1 protein-coding gene is annotated in these 2,036 nt (G+C 37.5%); it reads right to left on the bottom strand.

Annotated features, from left to right (window positions below):
* Nucleotides 1-389 precede the first annotated feature (389 nt).
* On the bottom strand, nucleotides 390-1,280 hold the full coding sequence (locus tag MUW74_RS00845) for a hypothetical protein (protein ID WP_243517541.1): 891 nt from the start codon (nucleotides 1,278-1,280) through the stop codon (nucleotides 390-392).
* Nucleotides 1,281-2,036: the final 756 nt, after the last annotated feature.

Genomic DNA, 2,036 nt, shown 5'->3' on the forward strand with positions numbered 1-2,036 from the left:
GAAAAACAGAAACCTCTCTGTAATCCATCCCGGCAACTGTTTTTCTTTTCATCTGTAAACTAAGCTTGCTGATCGGACTTTTTTCAAAGGGCGCGTTTTTTGTGTCCGTTCACCACTGTGGCAGAAATTTGCATTTTGGCCTGTTTCAGGCGTGATTTTAGGACAGCTTATTAACGTAATGGTGCAATTTTTGGTCAAAACTTTTGTGAAAAACTAGAAAAAACGCGCTTTCTGCCACAGTGGTGAACATATACTATTTTTTTCCTAGCATAAGCCATAGTGGTGAACGGAAACAAATTTTTTATCGTCGGCCATAAGCCAGACGACCTACTGATCATCCATTCAAAAAATGCTATTCTATACCCGCTACGCGGGCATCAAATTAAAGGCTAATTATCTTTAGCTAGTTTAGGCTCATTTTTTTTATTATCTTCCAAATCGGTTTGGGAAGTATCAGACTGTGGTTGGGACTTTTCTTTCAATGAGTCCTGATTTACACTGGGATCGATCTGACCAGCTGGCTGCTTTGCTTGCGCACTATCTTCACCATCACTAGTTGTTTCATCACCTGAGTTTATAGCATCAGAGTTATTATTATCATTATTGCTAGAAGGCTGGTCTGCTGGTGAAGAAGTCCCCTGAGCAGAATCGATATGCTTACTTTGCTGATTTTCTTTCACATTAGATTGGCTATTGCTAGTTGTTGCACCACCTGAGTTTATAGCACCAGAGTTATTATCATTATTGTTAGAAGACTGGTTTGATACTGAAGAAGTGTCCTGAGTAGCCTGGCTAATGCTACTAGAACCCTTAGTATTAGCACTATTGCTAGGAGATGGAGTAGCAGCTGAACCATTATTAGTAGATAGGCTAGTCTTACTAGCCTTCCCATTAGTACCACTGCTAGGAGATGCTGGTGGTGGTGGTGGAATTGAACCATTATTAGCAGATAGGCTAGGCTTAATAGGCCCCCGATTACCACTACTGCTAGGAGATGGAGGAGGTGGTGGTGGAGTTGAACCATTATTTGGCTCTTTTTTCTCATTACCGTCAATAGAACCTTCCTTGTCTCCCTTAGCTTTTACGCCATTAGCTGCATTGCCAGTGTCTACTGCATGGGCACTTTTTTCTGGATTGCTGTCGTCTCCTGGCTTTTTCTCTTTACTTTTAGGTGTGTTAGATGTTGATGTAACGATACTACCGGGGCATTTGCATCGAGCAAAAAAAAGCAAGATGAAAAAACAAGGAAAAAAAAAGAGTCTAGTTAATGAAGCTTTCATTTTAATTTATATCTGATTGTATTATAATTTTTTAACTAAGCTAAGCATAGAAGCATGACCAAGTTAATGGCATAAATAGTCTATGCTATTTAAGAAAAATTATGCAAAATACATAGTCGAACAGCTGGGCATCAAGCCACTGAGCTTATATTTGCAATTATAATATTAAGACATTGTTTTAAGTCATTTATCGCTTTTTGTATTTATAAGGACTACATTTTATTGCAATATGCCAAATTACTGATCGGCAGCTACAACAGTTGTAATATACTAAATATATGAATATATGCAATATGCAAGTTTTGGCACAGGGCTTGGTTTTCTGCCCTTCGGGGGTCCCTTTCAATCGTTTTGCTATTGCAGTTGTAACGGTGACTTGCTAAACGCAACTATTTTACAAGGAGCAATGTTACTTTGTTGGGGTATGCTAACAGAGGACTCCATGCATACAAATTTTTAGAATACTCTATGGAAACGGCGTCAAAGATTAAAATAAAAATGGCTTAAAGGAACACTGGGTTTATGGGGTTTCATAACTATTTTTTAGCGCTATTTCTCATTCTTAGAATGCTACTTCTATATCTTGAAAAGATTTATTCAGCTCATTTCGTGTGTTTATTACCTATTTTATTCTTTTTTCGATTTCATTCAACTCCTTCTTATAATTATTTATTTCTGCTTGGTTGTTACACATAAAACTTTCCAGTTGGTTATTGCCTGCTTTCAGATCCTTTATTTTAGTTGTAGTAGTTGATA

Origin of the sequence: Candidatus Cardinium sp. cBcalN2 (assembly GCF_022810445.1) — a bacterium.
Taxonomy (GTDB): Bacteria; Bacteroidota; Bacteroidia; order Cytophagales; family Amoebophilaceae; genus Cardinium.